At 60.6% G+C, this 17,839-nt stretch carries 13 protein-coding genes; 6 read left to right on the forward strand and 7 right to left on the reverse strand.

The annotated features are described in order from the left end of the window. Window positions 1-71: 71 nt before the first annotated feature. The 5 genes from FEZ21_RS22805 to FEZ21_RS14115 all read right to left on the reverse strand — a co-directional run bounded on the left by FEZ21_RS22805 (window position 72) and on the right by FEZ21_RS14115 (window position 9,612). Window positions 72-5,141: an RHS repeat-associated core domain-containing protein gene (locus FEZ21_RS22805; RefSeq protein WP_160627513.1), complete on the reverse strand. Its 5,070-nt coding sequence runs from the start codon at window positions 5,139-5,141 to the stop codon at window positions 72-74. 83 nt (window positions 5,142-5,224) lie between these two features. Further along, window positions 5,225-6,208, reverse strand: coding sequence for a hypothetical protein (locus FEZ21_RS14100; protein WP_060781782.1), 984 nt, complete (start codon window positions 6,206-6,208; stop codon window positions 5,225-5,227). 696 nt (window positions 6,209-6,904) lie between these two features. After that, on the reverse strand, window positions 6,905-7,576 hold the full coding sequence (locus tag FEZ21_RS14105; protein WP_235972458.1) for a GntR family transcriptional regulator: 672 nt from the start codon (window positions 7,574-7,576) through the stop codon (window positions 6,905-6,907). A 159-nt stretch (window positions 7,577-7,735) separates the two neighbouring features. Continuing rightward, on the reverse strand, window positions 7,736-8,155 hold the full coding sequence (locus FEZ21_RS14110; protein ID WP_010656600.1) for a hypothetical protein: 420 nt from the start codon (window positions 8,153-8,155) through the stop codon (window positions 7,736-7,738). A 191-nt stretch (window positions 8,156-8,346) separates the two neighbouring features. After that, complete coding sequence (locus FEZ21_RS14115; RefSeq protein WP_160627515.1) at window positions 8,347-9,612, reverse strand: MFS transporter; 1,266 nt, start codon at window positions 9,610-9,612, stop codon at window positions 8,347-8,349. Window positions 9,613-9,728: 116 nt separating this feature from the next. Between FEZ21_RS14115 and FEZ21_RS14120 the strand changes: the two genes are divergently transcribed. Continuing rightward, window positions 9,729-10,175, forward strand: coding sequence for a helix-turn-helix domain-containing protein (locus tag FEZ21_RS14120; RefSeq protein WP_010656598.1), 447 nt, complete (start codon window positions 9,729-9,731; stop codon window positions 10,173-10,175). A 33-nt stretch (window positions 10,176-10,208) separates the two neighbouring features. Here FEZ21_RS14120 and FEZ21_RS14125 read toward each other — a convergent pair whose 3' ends face one another. Then, entirely contained in the window at window positions 10,209-10,709 is a 501-nt protein-coding gene (locus FEZ21_RS14125) for a GNAT family N-acetyltransferase (RefSeq protein WP_160627517.1), read from the reverse strand. A gap of 94 nt (window positions 10,710-10,803) precedes the next feature. Beyond that, complete coding sequence (locus FEZ21_RS14130; protein ID WP_003445237.1) at window positions 10,804-11,445, reverse strand: TetR/AcrR family transcriptional regulator; 642 nt, start codon at window positions 11,443-11,445, stop codon at window positions 10,804-10,806. Window positions 11,446-11,635: 190 nt separating this feature from the next. Between FEZ21_RS14130 and FEZ21_RS14135 the strand changes: the two genes are divergently transcribed. The 5 genes from FEZ21_RS14135 to FEZ21_RS14155 are packed head-to-tail and all read left to right on the forward strand — an operon-like array spanning window position 11,636 to window position 17,829. After that, entirely contained in the window at window positions 11,636-13,423 is a 1,788-nt protein-coding gene (locus tag FEZ21_RS14135) for an ABC transporter ATP-binding protein (protein ID WP_160627519.1), read from the forward strand. Beyond that, window positions 13,417-15,183, forward strand: coding sequence for an ABC transporter ATP-binding protein (locus FEZ21_RS14140; protein ID WP_160627521.1), 1,767 nt, complete (start codon window positions 13,417-13,419; stop codon window positions 15,181-15,183). The genes FEZ21_RS14135 and FEZ21_RS14140 overlap by 7 nt, the downstream gene beginning before the upstream one ends. Further along, complete coding sequence (locus FEZ21_RS14145; protein WP_160627522.1) at window positions 15,183-16,124, forward strand: ABC transporter permease; 942 nt, start codon at window positions 15,183-15,185, stop codon at window positions 16,122-16,124. Before FEZ21_RS14140 ends, FEZ21_RS14145 begins: the two co-directional genes overlap by 1 nt. Continuing rightward, window positions 16,124-17,071 (forward strand): iron chelate uptake ABC transporter family permease subunit, encoded by a 948-nt coding sequence (locus FEZ21_RS14150; RefSeq protein WP_160628141.1) that lies wholly within the window; start codon window positions 16,124-16,126, stop codon window positions 17,069-17,071. The genes FEZ21_RS14145 and FEZ21_RS14150 overlap by 1 nt, the downstream gene beginning before the upstream one ends. Further along, complete coding sequence (locus tag FEZ21_RS14155) at window positions 17,068-17,829, forward strand: ABC transporter ATP-binding protein (RefSeq protein ID WP_160627524.1); 762 nt, start codon at window positions 17,068-17,070, stop codon at window positions 17,827-17,829. The genes FEZ21_RS14150 and FEZ21_RS14155 overlap by 4 nt, the downstream gene beginning before the upstream one ends. Window positions 17,830-17,839 lie beyond the last annotated feature (10 nt).

The raw sequence follows: 17,839 nt of genomic DNA on the forward strand, positions 1-17,839 counted from the left end.
CTTTCTCTGTGGGAGCTGGCTAGCCAGCGATTGCTTGTGTCTGACCTGTTCAATGTGCACTGCACATGGGGTTATTCCAGTCGGATCGAGCGCAGCGCCGCCTCCCATTCCCGCTGTTGTGCCTGGGCATTTCTGACCCGCAGCAGATTCTTGTATTGAATGCTGCTCTGGATGTCAGGAATTGCGGCGTATCCATTATTTGAGATACGACTGATATGAGTGGTTGCGAAGGGTGAAATACCTGCCTGGGGGATTTGCTCCGGCAACACACCATTAGTCCTGCCCAGCCATGTCTCTTGTACGTAGTTGACGTAGGCTCGATTGGCTTCCTGGGGGGCACTGTGGAGAGTGGGTAGCTGCCCCTGGATGGCGTGCGTATTTCTTTGCACCGATGCACGCATAGTGCTGGATGTCTGTGACAACGAGACCAGGTCCGAGCCAGGCAAGCGGCCGATAATATTTTGCATCACCAGGTCCGGCATTTCGTTCAGACGTACGCCTGTCAACTCCTGGGGCATATCAAAGTGCTGTCGGACATATCGCAAGTCATCCGCAGTTAACGCATGACGAGCCTCTTGACCCAGTCGTGGACTTGCACTGGCTCCTCCTTGAAGTGCTCGGTTCCCCCCGGGAACGCCCCCTGCATGCTGCAATTTATGCTGCCAGCTGCCCACGAACTTGCCGGCACTTTTAACCCCCTTGGCCGCAGCCCCGGCCATGGACGGGGCCGCCGAAGCCAGCCCGGTTGCCATGCCCACCCAGCCCAGAATCCGCCCGGCGTTTTCATTGCCGGTGGCCAGCAAGGCTATCGAGGCCACGTCCGCTGCCAGCGACACCACGCTCAGGGTCGCGGTGGTGACGGCCGTTACATAGCTGGCGGTCAGTGCCGCTGTAGGCGCCGCCAACGCACCCAGGGAGGCCACGGTGCCGACCAGTGCCAGCGCGAGACCGGCCGCCGGCAACAGCCAGTCCAGCCACGAATGGCCCGACGGGTCGATGCGGTTGACCGGATCCCCGGCGCAATAGGCATAGCCATTGAGCCCGCCTTCGCCGAAGGGGCTGAGGCTGTCACGGCTGTGGAAGCGCATCAGTGCGGGGTTATAGATGCGGTAATCACCCAGGAAATACCAGCCGCTGTCCTGTTCGCGCAAGGCACCGGCGTAGCCGAGGCTGCCAATGCCCGGTGCGCTCGCGCCGTAGGCACTGTAGACGGGGGTGTGGATAGCGTCCTGGGCTTCTGTGGTCACTGAACCTTGGGCGTCGGTGCCCAGCAGCATGACTTCGCGCACTGCCGATGCCAGTCGACTTTCTGCCACGGGAACAGCGCCGGCCCGTACCCAGCGGGTTTGAGTGTCTTCACCCAGCTCGCAGCTGAGCTGGCCGCCGGTGTGGTAACGCCAGCGCGGGCCGCGCAGATCCTCGGTCTTGATGATGTTGCCCGCCGGGCCGTAGTGCCAGCGGCGTTCGCCGGTAGGCAGAGTTACCCCGATCAGTCGGCCCAGGGCATCGTAGTGCAGTGGATTGCCTTTCTCGTCGCGTTTGAGATTGCCGAGGGCGTCGTACTCCAGGGTTACCGGTGCCGGATAATCGGCGCGACTGTGGCTGACGCTGAGTAACTGGGTAAGGTCGGCGGGGTTATAGGTAAATGTACTGATATTGCTGGCGCTGGCGTCGGCAAACACCGTTTCCAGACGCAGGACGTTGTCGAGGGCGTCGTACTGAAAATGCTGCTCGCGGTAAGGGTGGCCGTGGGCATCCTTCGGTAAGTCATGACCGCTCAGACGATGGGTAATCATCCGTGCGCGGTTGTCGTAGTCGAAGTTTTCACCGCGCACCAGTGTGCCGTCACGGGTCAGTTCGCGCCGGGTCAGCTTGCCGTCTTTGCGCCATTGCTGGGTTTGCACTTCTACATGCTGTGCATTCGGCGTTCGGGTAGAGGTTTCTCGACGGGCCGGACGGCCCAGGCTGTCGTAGCCCAGGGTTACGGTCATGTCCCGCGAGCCATCGTTTGATTGGGTTCGCTGCTGGTGAATCCGCGAGGCCGCATCGTAGGTCACGCTGACCGTGACGTCAGGGCCTTGCTGTTGAATCAAGCGACCCAATTCGTCGTACTGGCAGCGCTGCTCGGCACCGTCGGCATCGGTCAGGCGCGTGACTTTGCCCGCCGGTGTGGTGCTTTGTTGTTGCGAGCGCGGCTGATCGCCTTGCCAGGCGTAGTCGGCTTTGTTCAGTTGGCCGGACGGTGACCAGTGATCTTTTTGCAGACCCAGATTGCCTTGGGCTTCCAGCAAACGGCCACTTAACGGATCGTATTTATTGAATACGCTGATCCCGGGCGCTTGCAGCGACAGCAACGCGCCGCCCAGTTCCGGTTGGTGTTCACTCTGCACCCGGGTACCGTCGGGCAGAACCTGGGTATGGGCGTGGATTTCTCCTTCGGCATATTCCCATTCAGAGACACTCTGCCCGACCTTTTCCCACACCAGTCGGCCCAGGCCATCGTATTTCCGCTCGCCCAGCAGGACTTCATTAGTGCCCAAAGACGGATGAGTGATCGAGACCGTGGCCGGTAATTCACCATCGTGCCCTTCAGCATAGGTGCGCTTGATGACACTGCCGTCGGGCAGGGTGGTGGATACTAGCCGGTCCCGCACATCCCATTTTTGGCGGGTCTCCAGGCCCATGGCATCGGACTGGCTGATGCAGCGGCCAAGGCCGTCATAGGTCCAGCTCAGTTCGTGCTGAAGTACGCCATCGGCGCAATAGAGTTGTTCTTTAAGGGGGCGTCCATCGAGGCTATGGCTGGTCACGGTTTTGGCCCCGGCCACGCCATCGGCGTCGGTCTGCCAGCGGGTTCCGGTCAGGGCTACCGGGTCGGCTAGGGTGTGTTGGGTGATACCGTCTGCGCCGGTTTCAGTCAGCACATTGCCCCAGTCATCAAAGGTGCGTTCAGTGGTCAGGCTCAGGGCAGGAACGTCTTCGTTACCGGGATCGTAAGCCGTTTCACGGAATACTCGACCCAGCAGGTCATATTCGGCGGTCCAGGCGGTATAGGTCTCACCGCTGTCGGTCTGTTTTTCCCGACGGATTTCCCGGGCCATGCCATCGAGCCAGACAGTTTCCTTACGTCCGGAAGCGCCGATTCGGGTCTGGCAGCGCTCGTTCGCTGACAACGAATAGACCCAGTTGACCTTGGCCTCGAAGGCTGAATCCGGAGCCGCGACTTCCTGAGTCACACGGCCCAGGGGATCGTGGGCAAAGGCCAGGCGCGTCTGCTCATCGGTCTGCTCGGTGACCATCAGGCCGGAGTACAGATCCTGCGATGATTGCGCAACAGTTGACTGGCCATCGTGACCTGTAATGGTGACCTTTTCCTGCAGGACTGCGCGCTCAAGTGCGCGGGCGTTTGGGGCTTGGGTCAGGCTGTAGCTGTAAACCCGGGTAGTGCTTTTACCCTCTACCGTCTGGGTTTCGCTGAGCATGCGAGCGTGATGGGGCGAGGCCGGATCGTTAATGAAATTTTGCGTCGAGCGGCCCAGTTCACTAAATTTTTCACCTTCGACCAGCAGTAGCTGTTCCTCGCTGCTTTGAACAAAGGTAGGCAAGGCAAACGCCGGAGCATCCTGACGCACCGGTAGCGCCTGATAACGGTATCGGGTCTGTTTGACCGGGCCTTCGGTGCCGGGTGGCGGGCTGACCGTACGACTTTTCAGACGGGTGATGCGGCCCAGAGGGTCGGCCGGGCAGTTGTCGGTCTCGCCGCTCACCGGGTAGTACTCGGACTCTTCTATTCCACCCAGGGCATTGCGGTGCCACACCGGGTTGCCCAGCTCGTCGTAGCGGGTTTCTTCCTCGGTAACAAGCTCTCGCAGCACCCGTTGGCCATCCAGCTGCGCCTTGCGGGTAATGACTTTATGCGGGAACTGGAAGTAAGGCACCTGCCGGGCAATGGGCAACCACGGCTCGTCGTAATAGGTGGTCTCGGTTTCCTGCAGGGTCTGGCCCTGCAAGGTGCGTTCACGGGTCAGCAGGTGGAAGCGGTTAAAGGTGCGGCTGATGGTTTGCAGGAGTGTGCCCCTAGCATCCATCAGGGTTTCGGTGGAGCCATAAAGGAAATCCCCGGCACCGGTCAGGTGATAGAGGTTGTCTTCGCGGTTGCGCCACTGGCGCACTGCCGGCCAGCCAAAATAGTTGTTGCTGCCATACAGGCCATAGTCATAGCGAACCAGTTGCACCGGCTGGCCGTCCCCCGGGTCTTTGCGGGTCTGACTGACCACCGGCATCCGCGCAAACGGCGCCCCTGCAGGCAGGTTGAGGCCGTTTGCCTCGCTATAGGTCACTTCCTCGGTGCTGCCGGTGGGCTGGGTGCATTTGCTCAGCAGCAACAGGCCTGAATCACTGCGGGTGTACTCAAACTGCCAGCCACTGTTGGGCAGGCCGTCCACCGTTACCCGGCGCAACTGCCCGGAGACCCGGTGAAAAGACATCACCACCTGTGCGGGGGTATCCGGCTGCAACGTCAGACGGGTTGTCACGCCCTCGTAGGCCAGAGCCAGCACAGTTCGGCCACGAGCATCGCTGACCTTTTGCAGGTAAGCCGCGTTGCCGACTGAACGCCAGTCAAAATTCAGGGCGCTGCCATCGGCCCCCACCAGGGTGCTGACCACCCACAGGCTGGAGTGTCCGGCCAGCGGGATCAGGCGTTCACAGCTGCCATCGTTATGCCGGACCCACATTTCCTGACGCTGAACGGTCACGGCGATTACCGGCAAACGCACATCGGGAAAGCGCATGCTCTGGCCGACAATTTCACCGCGAAAGCGCTCGCCGGAATTGAGTTGCAACTGCTGGCTGGCTCCATCCCAGGAAGTGGTGCCGAGCATCCAGCCCTGACCAAAGCCTTGGTCGGCAGTCATCAGCGGACTATGGCTCAGGCGCAACTGGCTGATGGGCCCGCGCAAATCGTTGGCGGCGCCGGTGGGCAGGGTTATCGAGGCAGAGAACGCACCGGTGCGCGGATCGACGCCGGCACTGATGCTGCTCATAAAGTTGTAGGCACCGGAATACAGGTCACCGGCGTTGAGCAGGCTGACGGCGGATTTGATCTGGGGGGTGGAAAATTTGTTAGAAGGGTCGATCACTATGGCTATCTCTTGTTATTGGCAACTTACAAGAAGGAGCTGAAAAAGCCCCATCCAGAAAGGTGGGGCCTTTTCAGTGCTTATCAGGCCAGCGTCAATTCCAGACGCTCACGGTCCTTGGGGTCGAAACGCAGGGTCAAGTGGTGCTCATTGCCATAAACATCCACCAGACTCATATCGCACGGGCCGCGAAAGCCGCCCTGGGATTGTTTGATGTCGACCCGGCCACAGAGCACCAGGCTGCCCTTGTCCCGAACGGCAGCCGGTAGGGTCGGCAACGGGATCACACTTTGCGGGAGCGCGGAGTTCCACTGAATCTGGGTCTTGCCTGGCTCGACATAGCCGACAAAGCTGCTCATCTGGTCATCGGGCAGATTGCTCTCCCACATGATCATGCCCTTGGGCAGCATGCTCATACTCTTGAGTGCAATGGTCTGGCTCGGGGCCGTTTGCAGGGTCAATGTGCAACGGCGATTGAAAATCCCGGCTTTCAGATGCATGGAGGGCAGGTCAAAAAACTCGGAGAGGATGAAGTTATCCTGTGAATAGCGGGGCGGACGATGAACCGTGATATTGGCATCCGGTTTATCGTGGCTGGTCCCACGATCCGGCGTGCCGTCCTCGTACCAGCTCGAGCCATTGGAGCAGAAACGCCGACCATTATCGCCCGTCACCATAAAGGCCAGTCCGATGGTCTGCCCGGCAGCGGCCAAAGACTGACACGACACATAAAACTCAAAGTATTCAAAGCCGGCCTTTGGCCCGATCGAAGCCTTGATCTGGGTGTTGGGAAAGTACTCATAACCCTTGTACCGAGAGGAGGCAGACCAGCCCAGGGAATCGAATTCATCAAAGGGAAGTACCTGGTTGGCATTGCGGTACATAACAATCCGCAGATTGTCTTTTTCACTCTGGGTCAGGCCAACTTCAGCACCACGACCATCCAGTGCCTTGACGCCCAAAGTTACCTTTACCTGTTGCAGGCCATTGGCGTAGATATGTGGCGTGGTGTCGGTGTGCACCTCCATATCATTGATATACCAGTACGGGTCCATATAAGTAGTCATGCTTTATATTCCTGATAAGTGCACCTGACGCGCAGGCGCTATTGAATAAAGCAGCGTCCTCGAAAGAGGGCGCGCTCCAGGGGCCAAGTTATGGCGGTTAAAGCCTGTGTGTTTGTGAATGGGTAGAACCGTCAGAACGCTGTACGGACAGTGTTTACAGTGAGTAGTCCGGGCGTTTGACAGACGGTGCCAGCCATTAAAACCCCTCTTTAACTGGAGATAAGCAAGGGGGGTAAACGGCGTTAAAACAAACCAGTAAGCCTCGTCATCTATTGCTGTTAGATGCGGTCTAAAAAATAAGCGCTATTGTTCGATGGAACAATCTGCGGGGGATGTAAGTCGGGGCTTTACAATAAAGTCACTGGAATGGCGAGTTGCCTGTACCCCCCCACACCTTGTTCGCACTCGGTACGTGCGCTCTTGATAACAAGAGTTGAAGTGGACGGTTGGGCAGAGACTGCCGAAATCACCGATAGCGACGATGACTTGTATGAAACAGGTTGCTGCACCCGGCTTTACGCCAGTCAGGCGTGCCGTTGGGTCATGCAGTCGTGATGCTTGCCGGGGCGCAGATTGCGCAGGGCGCGCAATTGCCGGTCATGGAGGGGCCAGGCCGGTTCAGCCGGGTGAATCCGGGGGAGGTCTTAAGCGGGGCACCCTGCGCCAATGACCAGATCGGTACAGGGCTGTTGCCGGTCAGTGGCTTTGCGGCAGGTGCTCGAACAAGGTCTTGCAGACCCCGGCAATGTGCTCGTCCAGCAGTTTGACCGCCAGTTCCACGTCGCCGCCGCGGCAGGCCTCGATGATTTCCCGGTGCTCATGATCGGCGCGGTCCTTGCCCGCCGACAGGCTCATCTGCATGCGCAGGTAACGCTCCAGCTTGTCGTTGACCGAGCGCACCATGCTGATCAGGAAGGGCCGTTGCGCCGGTTCGTAGAGGCAGGCATGCAACTCCCAGTTGAGCTCGGCCCAGCGGCCAACATCGTCCTCGCCAACAAACTCCTGACAAATCAGCTCGGCGCGGGCGAAGGTGGCTTCGGTCATGTTGGGGATGGCCAGGCGCAGCAACTTGTCTTCCAGAAGCATGCGCACCTCGAACATCTGTGCCAGTTCTGCATCGGAAATACGCGTGACCATGGCCCCGCGATTGCGCTGGAACATCACCAGGCCTTCGGCTTCGAGACGCTTGAGGGCTTCGCGTACCGGGATTTTGCTGACGTTGAACTGGCGGGCAATATCGTCCTGGCGAATCGGTTCATCTTCAGCGAAATGCCCGGCGACAATAGCGTCACGCAGATGCAGGGTGATGATTTCCGAAGTGGAAGGCGAATTGCCCAGGTCGGGGACATTGAGTTTAGGGTGGGCCACGGTGGTCATCGTTTTCTGGAGAAGCAGATATGGTATACGAATTTGCCTGAGCACTCGCTGTGCCGATGGTCGGCTCAGGAGCTTTTAGCCGATTGCAGGGAGCTCTGCGGCACGGGTGCCAGCCGGGCAGGGCGCCCGATGGCGTAACTTTACTGCCTTTCATTCGTCCACCGGGTACAGGGTGATGGACAGGTCAATCCCCCAAACCTGCATTCGGGCCAGGGTCTGCAGGGATAGCTGATGAGAAAGACTGCCGGGTGCAATCGCGCTGCGATAACCGATATCCAGGGTCTTTCTGGAACATGCCTGCCACAGGGCGTGGCATTGCGGGTCAAGCTGCTCGATGGCGCTGAGCAAGGCATCGATACTTTGTTCCGGAGTTCCGTAGCTCCCCTCAGGGGCAAAGGCTTCAAACCTGGCGTGATAGCCAAGCGGATCCATGTAGCCCACATGTAAACAGCAGATTGGCGCAGTCGTAATGTGCGCAGGAGCCAGGGCTTGTGCGAGTAAAGTCAGGTCGATCGGGGCAATGAGTTCCAGATCGGTATTGAGGTATTGCACGGTTTGTTGATTATCCATATACCCAGGGCTCACTGGTTGGTAAGTGACAGGCAGCGAACCGAAGATACGCGGATTGGTCGACCGCAATCCGGCAAGAATATTTCAAGAAACAACAGTGGCATGTTTAACCGCTGGTAACCCCTGGACCAGCACAGGCGCCTTTTAGCCATGGATATTCTGAGTCTGTCAGCAGCGCCTGATCGCTGCGATCAGTTGGAGGGCGCGGCCGATGTACCCTCAACACATGCCCGCGAACCAGGCATTTGTCGCAGTGTGCCGGCCCAGAACCCCAGGGCCAGCACACTGACGGCGGCGCCCAGCAGGCACACGCCCGACCAGCCGGACGTGGCATAAACCCAGGTTGATGCGAGCGCTCCCAGGCCGCTGCCTGTTGCGTAAAACAGCATGTAGCAGCCCACCACCCGGCTATGGGAGTCGGGGTGCGCACTGAAGATCATGCTTTGATTGGTGACATGAATGGCCTGGGCGCCAAGATCCAGAAGCACGACGCCGACTATCAGCCACAGCATCGAACTGCTGGTGAACCACAGTGCCAGCCAGGCCATGATTAACAGCCCCAGAGCCAGGCCGGTGGTCCACTGGCCCAGCCCTTTATCGGCCCAGGCCCCGGCCCTCGCGGCAGCGAGTGCGCCCACCACGCCGACCAGGCCGAAGGTGCCGATAGTGGTGTGCGAAAAGGAATAAGGCGGGCTGATCAGGAGAAACACCAGCGCACTCCAGAAAATGCTCAGCACGGCAAACATCAGCAAGGCGAGCATGCCGCGCACTTGCAGCACCCGGTCCTGCCTGAGCAGGGTAAACATCGACAGCACCAGCCTTGGATAGGGTATGGGCGCCGTAGCCGGTTGCTGTGGTGGAAGGACGCGCCACAGAATCAACCCCAGGGCCAGCATCACCAGCGACGAGCCCAGGTACACCCAGCGCCAGCCACCCAGGTCCGAGATCAGTCCGGCGGCCAGACGTGACAGCAACAGGCCGATGACAACCCCGCCCTGCACGGTACCCACCACCCGGCCACGCTCTTGCGGCAAACAGGCGGTGGCTGCATAGGCGATCAGGCCCTGGGTCATGGCGGTACCCAGCAGACCGATGGCCAGCATGCCGGAGAGCATCATTGCCGGGGAGCGGGTGAGGCCGACGCAGACCAGACCGGCGATCAGTACCGCCAGTTGGGCGAGCATCAAGCGGCGGCGATCCAGCTGATCGCCCAGTGGCACGATCAGCAGCAATGCCAGCACGCTGCCGATCTGCGTCGCAGTGATCACGGCACCGACCCTGGCATGACTGATTGCAAAGTCGGTGGCCAGTTGATCCAGCAGCGGTTGGGCATAATAAACATTGGCCACGCTCAGCCCGCTGGCACAGGCGAATAACCCGACCAGCGCCCGCGGCATGCGCCTGCCGGTGGTCGCTGGCACTGCTGGATCGGGCCGGGAAACTTGATCAATGGCCATGGACGGATCTCCGCTGAATGTAGTTTCAAATCAAGACTGGTTTGATTCTAGGGTAACGAGTCTTAAAATGAAACTTGTTGCACGGAGAAAACCCGAAACTGTACGGAGCAGCCTGTATGACCAAGCATCAAATGAGCCAGACCACCACGTGCCCGGTTGCCCGCTCTGTGGAGGTAATCGCAGATCGCTGGGCGTTGTTGATTGTGCGTGACGCCTTTGACGGCGTAAGGCGCTTTGGCGATTTCCAGCAGGGTCTGGGGGTGGCCCGCAGCGTCTTGGCCAACCGCCTCAAGAGCCTGGTCGAGGCCGGTATTTTTCAAGTGCAACCGGCTTCTGACGGCACCTCGTATCAGGAATACGTGCTTACCCCGCAAGGTCAAAGCCTGTTCCCGGTGGTGGTGGCGTTAAGACAATGGGGCGAGCGCTACCTGTTCGGGCCGCACGAAGCGCACTCGCAACTGGTGGACACGGCCACCGGGCAGCCCTTGCCTTTGATGCAGCCCGTAGCAGCCGATGGACGGGCGATCGCGCCTGAACAAGCCCGGGTCAATAAAGTTGTGTGAGTCATGGCGGCTGGCGGGTGACCTGCACCGCGCCTAGCCGATATAAGAAAAAACCGCGTACTCAAAACCGTTGAACTCGAACGAGGCGACTTTTTTCATGCCCATTTTCAAATGCGCCCGCAGCGACGGCTGGTTGTCATTGCGGATGAAAAGTATCCCCTCGCGCCCGGGTTCAAGACGCCGCAGTTCAGCGAACATTATTTGCGCCAGGCCCTTGCCGCGTTCCTCTTCCCCGACACAGACCGGACCATATACATAGGCATCGGGCGTGCCGTGATAGGCGCTGAACATAGCCTTTACAACGGGGATGTCCGCGTTCACCTCCCGGGAGGAGGTTAACAGGAAGCCGGTGACGCGCCCGTCACGGCGGGCAACGATCAGTGGCATGTCCTGCATCATTTTTGCCAGGCGCTCCGCTGACAGACTTGCCGCCAGTGCTCCGCCCCGTGCTGTCTGATTGGCAGCCTGAAGTTCGAGAATGCCGTGCATATCGGCGATGTCGGCTCTGCTTACACCGGTGTCATGTCCGCTCATACCGATATCCCTGTGGGTTGAAGTGGCGGGGCGCTGTGTAGTGTTGCGCATCAGGCTAGCAGGTCAGGAAACCGTGCAAGCCCTGGAACCCGGCCTATGACCGGGGCTGGACGATCAGGCAATCACCGTGAGCGTCTTGTTCAAGCAAAACCAGCGCTCCGACGATGAGTGCGTGCATGCCCTGGGCCAGCTCGGCCTCCATCTCGGCTTCTTCCGCTGCACGTTCAGCCTCTTCGGCCCCCCGGCCGGTAACCGAGTACACGGTGTCGGCCACGGCAATACCGTGGAAGGCCACAGTCGCCAGCAACCAGCGCGCGTGTTGCTTTGAAATGCCATAGACCTGAGCGATATGGCTCTGATGCTCTTCGATCTTGGCGAGCATCGGTTGTGTCGCGGCCAGCCTGCGGATGACGTAAGGCGTCAGCCCGGGGTGGGCCTTGACGAACACCCGCACCGAGGTGGCAAACACAATCATGTATTCCTTCAAGCCGCTACGCCGCTCAGCGTCGGCCCGGGGGATCTGCCAGCGGGTGAAGATCTCCTCGGCGACCATGCTTTTGAGTGCATCCAGGTTGGCAACGTGCTTGTAGAGCGCCATATGGCTGATCCCCAATGCGGCAGCAACGCCGACAAAGGTAATGCTCGGCAAGCCGATCTCAATGCCTGCTTCGACAATACGTTCCCGGGTAATGGTGCGGGGACGCCCGCGGGTCGCAGGTGGTTGTGGCGCTGTCATGACGGATCCTTGAACGGTGGTGACAGTCTTGTAGCTGTCTTGCCAGCATTTCGCAAATTAGTTTATAGTCATGCAACTAATTAAGTTTCTGATTCAGGAGGCCGTTTCATGTGATCAAGCGCTCCTTACATTCCCCCCAAGGCAGGCGTGAACCATCCCTCTCTTCTGAATTTCCGGACATTTGAACTCTATGGACACTCATGACACGGCCCCGGCCAAAACCAGGGTGCGCGGCCCGATCAGCCAGATACTGCATCCTGTGCGTGGACGCCTGATCGTTGCCGGCCTGCTCGCGGCAGCGGGCGCGATGCTCACGCTGGTGCCGCTGGCCGGTATCGCCCATATCGGCAAAATGGCGTTGGCTGATAACGGGCTTGACCCGGCACAGGTGTGGAGGGCGCTGATCGCAGGAGTGGCCAGCCTGTGCGCCGGGATGTTGCTGATATCCGGCGCAGAACTGCTCGCCCACCTGGCGGACAACCGCATTACCCATCACCTGCGCCGGGCGCTTGTGCAGCGACTCAGCAGCGTGCCCCTGGGCTGGTTCACCAGTCGGGCGTCGGGCGAGGTCAAGCAGGCGATGCAGGACGACATCAACACATTGCACAGCCTTACCGCGCATTTCTTCACGACATCGGGGCGTGCGGCCGGCGCGGTTCTGATCTCGCTGATCTACCTGTTCACCATGGACTGGCGCATGGCCATTGTCTCGATCCTGCCGTTCCCCGGATTCTTCCTGTTTTTTGCCCGGGCGATGAAGGCCAGCCAGACCAACATGCAGGCGTTCACCGCCGGTATGGGGCGCATCGATAACTCGGTGGTCGAGTTCGTCAACGGCATCGCGGTGGTCAAGTCATTCAGTACCGGTACCAGGGCACACAGCAGCTACCGCGAAGCAATTGATGCCTTCGCCCTGGCCTTTATCGGATTCACCCGGCCTCTGGTGGCTCCGATGGCCAATGCCAACGCAATGATTGCCCCGGTTACGGTTCTCGGCGTAGTGCTGGTGTCCGGTACGGTGTTCGTGGGCCTGGGCTGGATCGCGGCGCCGGATGTGCTGCCGTTTGCCCTGGTGACGCCGGGGCTGTGCGGGCCGCTGCTGTTGCTGCACTACATCACCCATGACCTTAACCACGCAGCCGGTGCTGCCCGGCGTGTTCAGGCCCTGCTGGATACACCCGTGCTGGAGCAACCGGCCCCCGGCCTGCAGCAGTCGCCAAAGGGAAACGAGATCCGCTTCGAAGGTGTCAGCTACGGCTATGACAGCGCACGCCAGGTCCTGGCCGATGTCAGCTTCACGCTCAAGCCCGGCACCACCACAGCCATCGTCGGGCGCTCGGGCTCCGGCAAGTCGACCCTGGCGCGGCTGCTGCTGCGCTTCTTCGACCCCACGCAAGGGCGCATCACTCTGGGCGGCGTGGATCTGCGCGAGATTGAAACCTGCAACCTCTACCGGCATATCGGTTTTGTCTTGCAGGAGGTGCGCCTGATCCATGCCAGCGTGCGCGACAACATTGCGCTGGGCAGACCATCGGCCAGCCAGCAACAGATCGAGGACGCCGCGCGCATCGCCAACATCCACCAGCGCATTCTGGATTTACCCCGCGGCTATGACTCGGTGATCGGTGAAGATGCGCAGTTTTCCGGCGGCGAGCAGCAGCGTGTGAGCATCGCCCGCGCCGTGCTGCTCGATCCCCCCGTTCTGGTGCTCGACGAACCCACGGCAGCAGCCGACGCTGAAAGCGAAGTCGCAATCCAGGAAGCGTTGTCGCGCTTTGCCCGCGGCCGAACCCTGCTGGTCATTGCCCACCGGCTCGACAGCATCATGCTTGCCGACCAGATCATCGTGCTCGACAACGGCATTGTTCATGAACAGGGCCGCCATGAAGAACTGCTCGCAGGCAAGGGGCTCTATGCCCACTTGTGGGCGCAGGGTGGCTATTCACAATCTGCAGATCTGGCGGTGTCGTCATGCTGAATCCCCTTGTTCAACTACTGGATAAAGATGCGCCGGTCTTGCACCGCTACGTCTGGATGGCAGTGTTATATGGCCTGCTAAGCGGCTTGACCCTCACCACTCTGGTGCCGGTGCTGGATCACTTGCTGGCCGGGGATGTGCGAGGGGCTGCGCTGTGGCTCGGCCTGATGCTGGCCGGCGTGGCCATTTGCTGGGCGTGGCGGCTTCAGCTGGACAGGGCGGGGGTGGCAGTCGGCGTGGCCATACTGCAGGGGGCGCGGCAGCGCATCGGCGAGCATGTCGCGCGTCTGCCCGTGGGCTGGTTTACCGCGCAAAACACCAGTCGCCTCGGGCATGTGATTACCCAGGGCATGATGGCGGTAGCTCAGTTGCCGGCGCATGTATTAACCCCAGTGATCAGCGGCGCCGTGACGCCGCTGGTGGTTGTGGTCGCACTATTTTTACTGCACTGGTCGCTGGGCCTGATTGCGTTGCTCGGCCTGCCCGTTCTGTGCGTGGCATTGTGGTTGACCGCTCGCCTGGGACAACGCGCCGACCGTACGTACCAGCACCATTTTGCCGACGCCAGCCAGCGCATGGTCGAGTTTGCCCAGGCCCAGTCGGTACTGCGCGCCTTCAATGGCGAGGGCGCCAGTACGCAACTTCTGGAACAGGCCCTTGACCAGCAGCGCCGCTCCGGCATGCGCCTGATCTATCAGTCCACTCTTTCGGTGGTGCTCAACGCCTGGGTGGTGCAGGCCGTTTTCGCGGCCCTGCTGATCGCCGCAGCCCTGTGGCTCAACGCGAATCAGGACATCGCACAGCAAAGCGGTACGGTGATTGCGGTGGTTGTCGCGTTGTTATTGACCAGCCGCTTCATCGATCCGCTGCTGGAGGTGGCCAGCTATGCCGAGATCCTGCGGGGGGCGTACGGCCAGCTTGCAGAGGTGCAGAGCATTTTCGCGGTCGAGCCCTTGCCGGAGCCGGATCAGCCATTGGCCCCGGCGGACAATTCTGTCGAGTTTCGCCAGGTGAGCCTGCGTTATGCCCATGATCAGCCGGATGTGCTGAGTGGCATCAGCCTGCGCATCGAGCCCGGCAGCATGACCGCATTGGTGGGCGCTTCGGGCTCTGGCAAGACCACCCTGGTGCGTTTGATCGCGCGGTTCTTCGATGCAACCCAGGGCAGCGTACTGATCGGCGGCGTGGACGTGCGACAGATGTCCAGTTCACAACTGTCCGCCCGGATCAGTCAGATTTTCCAGGACACCTATCTGTTTCAGGGCAGCATTGCCGACAACATCCGCATCGGCAGTCCGGCTGCCAGTTTTGGTGAAATCCTCGACGCTGCACAGCAGGCCGGTCTGGGTGACCTTATCGAACGTTTGCCCCTGGGCATCGACACACCGGTCGGCGAGGGCGGTGCAAGGCTGTCGGGTGGCGAACGCCAGCGCATCACCATTGCCCGTGCGCTGATCAAGAATGCGCCCATTCTGCTGGTGGACGAGGCCACCGCCGCCCTGGATGCGCAGAATCAGTCAGTAATTGCCCGGACGCTCTCCAGTCTGCGCTGTCGACACACGGTGGTGGTGATTGCCCACCAGCTATCTACGGTGTCGATGGCAGACCAGATTGTGGTGCTCGACAAAGGCCAACTGGTCGAGCAGGGCACGCCTGCGGCATTGCGCGCCAGTGGCGGGCGTTATGCGCATTTTCTGGAACAGCGTCGGGCTGCCAGAGGCTGGCGGATCGCCGTGCCGTCCAACAGCGAGCAAGCCTGATGACCGCACGCTGGCTATGGTGGTTTGCCATCTTGTGCGGGGCGTCCCTGCTGGTCGGGGCTCGACAGCTGGAGTGGGGGCAGTTGTTGTCGTTGTCGGGCGATGCCTGGCTGACACTGACGGCCAGCCGCCTGCCACGCCTGGCGGCGCTGGTGCTGACGGGGGTTGGCCTGGCTGTGTGCGGGGTGATCCTGCAGCACATTGTGCGTAACAAGTTCGTCGAACCCGGTACCACGGGCGGGCTGGACGCGGCCAGGCTCGGCATCCTGGTGTCGCTGGTGCTCGCCCCGGGCGCGGGTGCCCCGGCCCGAATGCTGTTCGCGTTGCTGTTGAGCTTCGCCGCGGGTCTGATTTTTGTCCTGATCATACGGCGCATCCAGTTCAAGGGCTCGGTACTGGTTCCGGTCATCGGCCTGATGTATGGCGGCGTGCTGAGCGCCATTGCCGAGTTCTACGCCTATCGCAACAACATCATGCAAAGCATGCAGGGCTGGCTGCTGGGGGACTTTTCCCGGGTCGTGCAGGGCAGTTACGAAATCATCTACCTGATCTTGCCGATTGTCGGGTTGACCTACCTGTATGCCCGGCGTTTCACCCTGTTGGGCATGGGGGAGGGCATGGCCACGAGTCTGGGTCTCAACTATCTGGCCTGGGTGGCGCTGGGCTTGCTGCTGGTGGCCGTCACCGTATCGGCCACTGTCATCACTGTCGGTTCGATCCCCTTTGTCGGACTGGTCATTCCCAATCTGGTGGCGCTGCGTTATGGCGACAACCTCAGGCGCACGCTGCCCATCGTTGCGCTGGGCGGCGCGTGCCTGCTGCTGGTCTGCGACATCCTCGGGCGGCTGCTGATCTACCCGTTCGAGGTGCCTATCGGCCTGACCGCGGGCAGCGTGGGCGGGGTGCTGTTCCTCGCGTTGATCATCCGGAGGTACAGATGATGCGCCTGCAACCCCGGCACGCGGTATGGATTGTGGTGGTGACGCTGGCACTCATCTTCGTGTTCCTGCACTCGGGCCTGGACTTTGACTATGTGATCCCCAAGCGGATCGCGCGGCTGACGGCCATGCTGATCGGCGGAGCAGCTATTGCCTGGTCGTCGATCACATTCCAGACCCTTACCGGCAACCGGATACTGACGCCGGCGATCATGGGCTATGAGGCTGTCTACTTACTGTGGCAGGCCTTGCTGATTCTATTTATGGGCAGCGCCAGCCTGGTGCTGCTCGGGGTCAACGGCAACTTTATGCTCTCGGTGCTGCTGATGCTCGGCTATTCGTGGGGCATCCATCGCTGGTTGTTCCGCGATGGCAAGAGCAACGTGTATTTCCTGCTGCTGGTGGGGTTTGTACTGACCCTGTTGATCAGCACCTTTACCCAGTTTGTCCAGCTCAAGGTCAGCCCTGGCGAGTTCTCGATCCTGCAGGGCTTCAGCCAAGCCTCTTTCAACCGGGCCCAACCCTTGCAGTTGCTCTTTTCGGGACTGCTGGTGGGGGCGGTTTGCCTGCTGGGACGCAAGACCTTGCCGACCCTCGATGTGCTTTCTCTGGGACGCGACCAGGCCGTTTCTCTGGGGGTCGACTATCGGCGCAATGTACGCCTGCATCTCGCGCTGATCGCGATCCTGGTCGCTGTGTCCACCAGCCTGCTCGGGCCCACGGCTTTTATGGGGGTGTTCGTGGCAAACATCACCTACGCCCTGGCACGCACCTTCAGGCACCGCGTCACGCTGCCACTGGGGGGCGCGATAGCCACCGGCATGTTCATCACCGCGCAACTGCTGGTCGAGCATGTTTTCAACTACAAAACCACCGTCGGCATTCTGGTCAATCTGGTCTGCGGCGGCTATTTCCTGGTGCTGATGGTTCGTACCCGAGGAGCCCCATGATCACTGTCCACGACATCCACAAGGCCTATGGCGCCAAGGCCGTACTGAAGGGCGTAGATGCCTGTTTTCCGGCCCGGAGCCTGACTTCGCTTATTGGCCCGAATGGCGCGGGCAAGACCACGCTGCTGCTGATGATCGCGCGGCTGACGGCGCCTGGCCGTGGTGAAGTGCGCATCGAGGGCCGCCCGGTTGCAGGCATTGATATAGGTGAATACGCCAGGCGGGTTGCGACCCTGCGTCAGGCGCCGGACTTCAATCTGCGCCTGACGGTGGAGGAGTTGGTCGCGTTCGGGCGCTTTCCCTACAGCCGTGGTGCGTTGACCCGCGAAGACCAGCGGGTGATCGACGAGGCCATTGCGTTCCTGTCCCTGGACCCCCTGCGCCATGCCTACCTCGACGAACTCAGCGGCGGGCAACGGCAAATGGCCTTTCTGGCGATGACCATCGCCCAGCAGACGGACTATCTGTTGCTGGATGAGCCGCTGAACAACCTCGATATCAAGCACGCCGTGCAGATCATGCGTGCGCTGCGCCGCCTGTGCGATGAGCAAGGGCGCACCGTCATCCTGGTGGTGCATGACATCAATTTTGCCGCCAGCTATTCCGACCACATCGTTGCGATGAAGGAGGGTGCGGTGTATTGCGCCGGCAGCGTTGCCGAGGTGATTACCGAGGCGCGCCTGGGTGAACTCTACGGTCTGGCTTTCGATATCACACAGGGTCAGCGCGGGCGCCTGTGCAACTACTTCAACCCATAAAGAGATCCCC

It is taken from the genome of Pseudomonas sp. 9.1(2019), from assembly GCF_009910445.1.
Lineage (GTDB): Bacteria > Pseudomonadota > Gammaproteobacteria > Pseudomonadales > Pseudomonadaceae > Aquipseudomonas > Aquipseudomonas paraversuta.

What these genes read in the sequence shown, in the direction of transcription:
- FEZ21_RS14150 (WP_160628141.1), top strand. Translation starts at nt 16,124, where the DNA reads ATGCGCCTGCAACCCCGGCACGCGGTATGGATTGTGGTGGTGACGCTG.
- FEZ21_RS14120 (WP_010656598.1), top strand. Translation starts at nt 9,729, where the DNA reads ATGACCAAGCATCAAATGAGCCAGACCACCACGTGCCCGGTTGCCCGC.
- FEZ21_RS14135 (WP_160627519.1), top strand. Translation starts at nt 11,636, where the DNA reads ATGGACACTCATGACACGGCCCCGGCCAAAACCAGGGTGCGCGGCCCG.
- FEZ21_RS14110 (WP_010656600.1), bottom strand. Translation starts at nt 8,155, where the DNA reads ATGGATAATCAACAAACCGTGCAATACCTCAATACCGATCTGGAACTC.
- FEZ21_RS14125 (WP_160627517.1), bottom strand. Translation starts at nt 10,709, where the DNA reads ATGAGCGGACATGACACCGGTGTAAGCAGAGCCGACATCGCCGATATG.
- FEZ21_RS14145 (WP_160627522.1), top strand. Translation starts at nt 15,183, where the DNA reads ATGACCGCACGCTGGCTATGGTGGTTTGCCATCTTGTGCGGGGCGTCC.
- FEZ21_RS14100 (WP_060781782.1), bottom strand. Translation starts at nt 6,208, where the DNA reads ATGACTACTTATATGGACCCGTACTGGTATATCAATGATATGGAGGTG.
- FEZ21_RS14140 (WP_160627521.1), top strand. Translation starts at nt 13,417, where the DNA reads ATGCTGAATCCCCTTGTTCAACTACTGGATAAAGATGCGCCGGTCTTG.
- FEZ21_RS14130 (WP_003445237.1), bottom strand. Translation starts at nt 11,445, where the DNA reads ATGACAGCGCCACAACCACCTGCGACCCGCGGGCGTCCCCGCACCATT.
- FEZ21_RS14155 (WP_160627524.1), top strand. Translation starts at nt 17,068, where the DNA reads ATGATCACTGTCCACGACATCCACAAGGCCTATGGCGCCAAGGCCGTA.
- FEZ21_RS14115 (WP_160627515.1), bottom strand. Translation starts at nt 9,612, where the DNA reads ATGGCCATTGATCAAGTTTCCCGGCCCGATCCAGCAGTGCCAGCGACC.